Source organism: Ruminococcus sp. (genome assembly GCF_017650195.1).
Classification (GTDB): Bacteria; Bacillota; Clostridia; order Oscillospirales; family Ruminococcaceae; genus Ruminococcus.
The window spans coordinates 1-5507 of record NZ_JAGCFH010000171.1 but is presented as its reverse complement, the minus strand read 5'-3'; the positions used below and the strand labels follow the sequence as shown (position 1 = coordinate 5507).

General features: G+C 45.0%; 6 protein-coding genes, 3 tRNA genes, 1 rRNA gene and 1 pseudogene. 3 read left to right on the top strand and 8 right to left on the bottom strand.

What is annotated here, in order from left to right:
- The 3 genes and pseudogenes from J6U00_RS08020 to J6U00_RS08010 all read right to left on the bottom strand — a co-directional run.
- Positions 1–319, bottom strand: a pseudogene (locus tag J6U00_RS08020) (hypothetical protein); the annotation flags it as partial.
- Positions 320–345: 26 nt separating this feature from the next.
- Positions 346–918 carry a signal peptidase I gene (gene lepB / locus J6U00_RS08015; RefSeq protein ID WP_296580835.1) on the bottom strand — a complete coding sequence of 191 codons (573 nt, stop codon included), beginning with the start codon at positions 916–918 and terminating at the stop codon, positions 346–348.
- Positions 919–932: 14 nt separating this feature from the next.
- Entirely contained in the window at positions 933–1289 is a 357-nt protein-coding gene (locus tag J6U00_RS08010) for a hypothetical protein (RefSeq protein ID WP_296580833.1), read from the bottom strand.
- A gap of 538 nt (positions 1290–1827) precedes the next feature.
- Here J6U00_RS08010 and lepB (J6U00_RS08005) point away from each other — a divergent pair.
- From lepB (J6U00_RS08005) to J6U00_RS07995, 3 genes are read left to right on the top strand one after another with little or no spacing between them, the layout of a single operon-like run.
- Positions 1828–2388: a signal peptidase I gene (gene lepB / locus J6U00_RS08005; RefSeq protein WP_296580830.1), complete on the top strand. Its 561-nt coding sequence runs from the start codon at positions 1828–1830 to the stop codon at positions 2386–2388.
- The gene (locus J6U00_RS08000; RefSeq protein WP_296580828.1) at positions 2385–3227 is read left to right on the top strand and encodes a class C sortase; all 843 of its coding nucleotides are present in this window, start codon (positions 2385–2387) and stop codon (positions 3225–3227) included. The genes lepB (J6U00_RS08005) and J6U00_RS08000 overlap by 4 nt, the downstream gene beginning before the upstream one ends.
- A gap of 4 nt (positions 3228–3231) precedes the next feature.
- Positions 3232–4263: a Cna B-type domain-containing protein gene (locus J6U00_RS07995; RefSeq protein WP_296580827.1), complete on the top strand. Its 1032-nt coding sequence runs from the start codon at positions 3232–3234 to the stop codon at positions 4261–4263.
- A gap of 104 nt (positions 4264–4367) precedes the next feature.
- Here J6U00_RS07995 and J6U00_RS07990 read toward each other — a convergent pair whose 3' ends face one another.
- The 5 genes from J6U00_RS07990 to J6U00_RS07970 form a co-directional block, all read right to left on the bottom strand.
- Entirely contained in the window at positions 4368–5015 is a 648-nt protein-coding gene (locus J6U00_RS07990) for a sortase (protein ID WP_296580825.1), read from the bottom strand.
- Between the two features lie 106 nt (positions 5016–5121).
- Positions 5122–5197, bottom strand: a tRNA-Asn gene (locus tag J6U00_RS07985).
- Positions 5198–5205: 8 nt separating this feature from the next.
- A 5S ribosomal RNA gene (rrf, locus tag J6U00_RS07980) occupies positions 5206–5322 on the bottom strand.
- A gap of 9 nt (positions 5323–5331) precedes the next feature.
- A tRNA-Glu gene (locus J6U00_RS07975) sits at positions 5332–5403 on the bottom strand.
- 7 nt (positions 5404–5410) lie between these two features.
- Positions 5411–5486 (bottom strand) — tRNA-Lys (locus tag J6U00_RS07970).
- Positions 5487–5507 lie beyond the last annotated feature (21 nt).

Sequence of the window (5507 nt, the reverse complement as noted above, 5' to 3'; positions counted from 1 at the left end):
CGGTATAGCAGAGCATTGTATGCAAATGCTCCTCATATCCGCACACGAGCACCTTTTCGTAGCACTCGTCGGTATGAGTATGCCCGCTGTCCTCATCAAGTCCGCATACAAGTCTGTATTCATAACATTCATCGGTATGCTCGTGCTCCTCCATGCCGCAGAAGGGCTCGTTCACCATCGTTATAACGGTATCCCTGAGCTCCCAGAGAACGCCCGATGAAACAAATACTGATAACACAAGCAACAGCGATACCATTCGCCGTCGCTTGACACTGTTTTTATGAATTATCTCATAAAAACTGTCGAAATAGCTTTTCATCTATTTCATCGTCCCCCTTTCTGTTGTCATTTCTTGGACCATACCCTGAAGAGTACCTTTCCGACTATCTGATCCTTTCCTACGCAGCCTATAGCGGCGCTTCTGCTGTCCACAGAAGAGCTCCGCTGATCGCCGAGTATGAATATCTTGTCCTCAGGCACCTGATACGGGAAATCTATCTCACATCTTCCCAGCTCCTTGTCGCCGACATAGGGCTCGTCAAGAAACTCTCCGTTGACAAAGACGTTCCCGTCGCCGTCTATGTCAATAACGTCCCCTGAAAGTCCGATAACGCGCTTCAGCAGTGATTTGTTCTGCCATGAAACGCAGCACATCTCTCCGTAATCTACCTTGTCCGACTTCACAAGCAGGAGGATATCCCCCTCCTTCAGAGTCGGCTCCATGCTGCTTCCTGCCACCTGTACGACAGGGAAAAACAGCGTCGATACGAGCACCGCCACAGCTGCCACGACTATGAGTATGGACACTGTACTGACAAGAGTGCTCCTGAATCTTTTCCTGTATTTTATATTCTTAAGCTCCGTCTCGACCTGTTCGACGGATGGCATAGTCTCCGGGACCTTTTTCTTTGCTGACATAATACACTATCCCTTTAATCATCATTTATATCGCTGAGAGAGCCTTTCTCAGCTCCGGATATTATCTCCCGGGCTTTTTTCTCGGCTTCCCTTATTATGGCTTCCGCCTTTTTCTCAGCCTCGGCGGAAGCTGTATTCTCAAGCTGGCTCAGATAGTCGTCGGCGGTCTGCTGAGCGGCTTCAAAGAGCCCGTTGAGCTTTGCCGCCACCTCTGCAAGAGAGCCGGCATTGCTTATTTTCAGTTCCTTTTCCTTAAGCTTTTCCCGGAGCTCCTCGTTTTCCTTCATGAGCTCCTCCTGTTTTTTTTGGTATTCGTATATTATATATATCAGATCGCTTCTTTTCAAGCGCTTGAACTCTTTATCAGTCATATTTTTTCTCCATTAAAAGCGGATCATTTTCTCTGTTTCTATCAGGTATTTACATTATACCATTTGTTATGAAGTGCCGTCAACACTTTTTGCTGTTTATTAACAAAAAAATACTTTTTTTGTAAGAATCCGCCAATATTCGTCACGTAATTTGTGTGCTTTAAACACAAAAAGGTTCAGCCAGTTTTGTATACTTGCTGCATAATTTCAGTCTGTTTATACCTTGTGGACTGGTATTAATACATTGTTAATCAGGCGTTTTTAATTTGGAAATTTTTTGACGTTTTGCCCAAAGAAAAACGCTCTTATTGTGACCAACGCCAAAATTTGGCTTTATTTCATGATTTTTCAAACTTTATGATTGACTTGCAGCCACCAAAGGAAGTATAATATACATACGAGAAGTCTGCGCCCGGAAGGACAGGCTCCTCAGAGAGCAGAAGCTCCGGACAGTAATATATGTGCGTAAAATAAAGTTATTGTATTAATTTTATCACTTATTACAGACAGTATATTCAGAAAGGCTGAGTATCATATCATGGACGAAAACAGCACAAATGAACAGACTCCAAAGCCGAGAGGTCAGAAAAAAGCATTTGCAAAAGCGCTGCTCAGTACCCTTTCTTCTCTTATAACCGCAGCTGCCGTCGTCGTTCTTGTCTGCAATTTCGTATTTCCCGTATTCAAGGTCACGGGAAGCAGCATGGAGCCTACGCTGTCCAAGGGACAGGTGGTGCTCTGCAATAAATCGGCGGATATAAAAAAAGGAGACGTCATTGCCTTCTACCACAATAAAAAAGTGCTGATAAAACGCGTCATTGGAACTCCCAATGACATTGTGAATTTACTTGATGACGGCACCGTGGAACTCAACGGGAATATACTCGATGAGCCTTACGTTAGCTGTAAAGCTGTGGGAGAGTGCGATACCGCCTTCCCTTTCACAGTTCCCAGCAGTAGATACTTCGTCATGGGCGACGCCAGGGATACATCGGTGGACAGTCGATCCTCCTCCGTGGGTTGCGTTGCCGAAGAAAATATAATCGGAAAGCTCAGTTTAAGGGTGCTGCCTCTCGATTCCTCCGGTAAGATAAAATGAAGAATAAGCGCAGTTTTCTCATCAATGCCGCACTTGTTGCTACACTTATAATTGGTCTTTGCATAATGGCTTATCCGTCATTCAGCAACTGGTGGAACTCAAACAAGCAGTCGCGGGCCATCGCTATATACGATCAGACAGTAAGCGACATGGACAACAGCGACAAGGAAAGGCAGCTCGAAAGAGCAAGAAAATACAACAGTGAGCTAGCGAAGCTGAGCTCACCGCTGACAGACTATAAAAGCATAAAGGGCTACGAACAGTCTCTTGATATAACAGGTACCGGCATCATGGGATATATCGAGATACCTAAGATAAATACATATCTCCCTATATACCATGGAACAAGTCCAGAGGTACTCAATATAGCCGTTGGGCACATTGAAGGCACTTCACTGCCAATAGGCGGAAAGGGCTGCCACTCAGTAATATCTGCTCACCGCGGTCTCCCGTCAGCAAAGTTGTTCACGGATATCGACCAGCTCACTGAAAACGATACCTTCCGCATAACAGTTCTCGATGAGATACTCGATTACGAGGTGGACGAAATAGTTACTATACTCCCCAGTGAAATGGAAAAACTCACTGCCGTGCCAGATATGGATTGCGTTACCCTTATGACCTGCACTCCCTACGGGATAAACACTCACCGCCTGCTTGTCAAGGCTCACAGGATAGATACAGAGCTACCTCATGTTGTAAAGGTTCCTGCTGACGCTATCCCTGTCGATGAAATGGCGGTGCTCCCGTTAATAATCATCCCAATCCTTGTATGCCTGATCCTGTTCTGGATATTCAGTGGCAGACAGGACAGAAACAAAAAATATCCAAAGAGGTGATATAATGTCGATTTCAAAAAACAAAGCTGCACGCTTTACAGTATCTTTACTTTCCCTGTTTATATGCCTTTCAATGTGCTTGCCATTCTGCGGCAGCTGCGAGAGCTACGCTGAAAGCTCCATAACACTGATATGCCGCAAGGACGAAACGATACTGACAGGTATGCAGTGGAAGCTATACAAGATAGGAGAGCGCTCCGGTGACAGTTTCGTTCTAACAGGAGACTTTGCAGGCTATCCAATAGATATAAGCAGCATAACCGAGGAAAACGTAGAGCAGATGGCAAAGACCATAGAAAGCTTTGCTGTTGCGGACAAAATAGCTCCAATAAGAAGCGGAGAAACCAACGAAAACGGAGAGCTGACCTTCGCCGGTTTGAACAATGGATTATATCTTGCCGCCGGTAAAACTCTTCAGGTAGGCAACACATACTATGTTCCCTCCTCGCTCCTTCTTGAAGCAGACGAAAGCAGCGTTACATTCAGCTATAATGCCTACCCCAAGTTTTTTTATGCTACGCTCGGAAACACTGTAGGCGCCTACACCGTCAGAAAGGTGTGGGTAAACGATTCTCCAGACAGTATCGCACATCCTTCTTATGTAACTGTTGATCTGTTCTGCAACGGAGAGCTCCACGACACAGTTATCCTTAATGAGGAGAACAACTGGGAACACCGCTGGAAGGATACAGACCCAATCAATAACTGGCACGTTGCCGAACGTGAAATCCCTGCGGAATATACTGTGATGATTGACTTTAATAGCACTCAGTACCTTATAAAGAACAGCTACAAGTCAACAATACCGCCTACTACATCGACCACCACAACAATAACAGACATCACAACAACTACCACGACAACGACTGTTATAACCCAGACAACGGTCACAAAACCTCCTACAACAACATCAGCGCTGCCACCCCTTGCTCAAACGGGACAGCTCTGGTGGCCTGTCATACCTCTCAGTGCAGGTGGACTTGTGCTCATATCCTTAGGAACACTTATAAAGACTAAAAAGGACGATAATGAATAATTAAAGCGACCCCAAATAGAAAGGCAGGCATTTTGAAGTGTAAAACTTCTTTATGCCTGCCTTTTATAATAGCTCCTTATTTCACATAAAACCAGTCTGACATATTATCTATTCACCCTGCAACCTCTGACTGCAACTCTACTCTGTCCACTGAGTGTACAGGTAAAAAGTGTTATATCCCATTCATTGCGGCTACCGCCGAACATTCCCTCTGCATCTCCACCGTCCAGAACCCTTATTTCGTCCACATGATAGCTGTGGACTGTACCGGAGGTATCGGTAAAAATGATATCGTCACCATTATTCAGCTTAGAGATAAGTCCAAAATGACTGTTATAATTATGAGCTGCAATGATAAGATCATTACCGGCAGCAGTACCGCTGAAACGACATGGAGAAACGTCAAGGGCTTCATAGCTCCAACTGTCTATAACCGGCAACTCTAATCCGAAAGCTGGCAGAGAGATATAACCGCAGTAGTCCCTGCCGTTAACACTTATAGAAGGAGGAAGCTTATCTGTAGCACTTTTCTCTTCATAAGGTGCAAACAGATTGTCAGCAGGGTTTGAAGGTACATTCGTTGGCTTTTCATCAGTCGTCTCAGGGATAAGCTGTATCAGCTCCGTCATTACTTCCTGGGACTTTGAATATGCCTTTCTGTCCTTTATAATATTGTAAGTACACAGTGAGATTGCCGCAAGTATCAGCATAATACCACTGTATATTAGTATTTTTCGTATACTGTTCCTCATATTTCATTACCAATCCGATAAAATATTTTACAAGCAGATTATAACACTAATACGATTAAAAGTCAATAATAAAATACAAAAGCGCCTGCAATTGCAGACGCTTTTTTGGCTCCCCCTGCCCGGCTCGAACGGGCGACAACTCGGTTAACAGCCGAGTGCTCTACCGACTGAGCTAAGGAGGAATATATAATGTCGGCACTGATTTAGTTTCCCGGGCCGTCACCAGCCAAGTATCGTCAACGCGAATGAGCTTAACTTCCGTGTTCGGAATGGGAACGGGTGTGACCTCATTGCCATAAGCACCGACTATTTTAAGTGACCCGTACCAGAATCGAACTGGTGTTACCGGCGTGAGAGGCCGGTGTCTTAACCGCTTGACCAACGGGCCAAAAAATTGGTGCACCATCGGGGACTCGAACCCAGGACCCACTGATTAAGAGTCAGTTGCTCTACCAACTGAGCTAATGGTGCATATCAAACTGCTTAACTATT